Raw genomic sequence first — 1,146 nt, 5'->3', positions numbered from 1 at the left:
TGTTCCCTGCATGTACACGTAGTATCCGTCAAAGCCGCCGTTCAGACTCCATTTCGGGGTAATGTTGGTATTGAAAAAGATGTTGGTTCCCACCGTCCGCTGCACCCCGATATTCTGAAACGATGTAATGATGCCGCCGGCAAGGGTATCGTTTGCCGACCGGACCTGAGTGATGGCATTGTTGGTCAACCGGCCGAAGACAGATGCATTCAGGTAGGTTTTTTTAATGTTGGTACTGAGGCTCAGCTCGGCATTATCGGTCAGTTCCGGCTTCAGGGTTGGGTTACCAACCATAATCTGTTGGGGATTGGCTGCGTTTACGTTCGGGTTCAGCTGCTGAAGACCCGGCCGCTGAATCCGGCGGTTATACGCTGCTTTCAGGGTCGTACCGCCTTTCAGCGATTTAGAGACGTTAACGCTCGGGACCAGATTGCCGTAGGCCGGAATATTCAGTGCTTTGGTATCGTTTGCCTTTGCCGTAATGCCTGTGTGCTCGTAGCGGGTACCTACCTTAAACGTATACTTGTTTTTAGTGGCATAGGTATAAGAGAGATAACCGGCGCCGATGTTCTGTTCATAGTTCAGCGAACCGGCGGGGTTTTTCGGGTCAAGATACAGGGAGCCGGAACCGTTGGCAATCTGATACTCAAACCGGCTGTCGACCTGCCGCATGATGGCTTTTGCACCAAACTCCAGTAACTGATTGGTTTTGATCGGGGTCTGGTAGTCGGTCTGTACGGTCAGTTCGCCGTTTGTGTTATTGTTGAGGTTGCGCTGGCGTCCGGTCAGCTCATTGCTGCCGTTCAACAGGTCGGCGTAGAAATTATTGACCAGACCCGTCCGGCTGTACTGGGTCGAAACGGACCATTCCTGCTGTGGTTTAAACGTCCGGATGTAGTCGACGTTCACATCCACAGAATTTGACAGATCTTTCCGGTCCACATCGCGGTTGGTCGTATTCGACAGCAGCCCGTTCATGTAAGAATTAGTCAGCTGATTCTGGGACTGGATAAAATTACGGGTACCAAACCGGACGTTCGCCGACAGCGATTGATTTTTGGCCAGGTCGTAGTCAAAACCTAACGTATACTGCCCAAATAACGGTTTATCAAATGCTGACCCTTCCTGCGTTGATTTCAGCAGCTG

At 51.1% G+C, this 1,146-nt stretch carries 1 protein-coding gene; it reads right to left on the bottom strand.

What is annotated here, in order from left to right; all coding sequences use genetic code 11:
- Nucleotides 1-1,146, bottom strand: a 1,146-nt coding sequence (locus BLX24_RS30570) for an outer membrane beta-barrel family protein (RefSeq protein WP_143092947.1), incomplete at both ends; no start/stop codon positions are given.

The sequence above is a fragment of the Arsenicibacter rosenii genome, from assembly GCF_001870735.1.
GTDB lineage: Bacteria > Bacteroidota > Bacteroidia > Cytophagales > Spirosomataceae > Arsenicibacter > Arsenicibacter rosenii.
The sequence above is the reverse complement of the archived record's forward strand: the minus strand, read 5'-3'. Positions and strand labels throughout refer to the sequence as shown.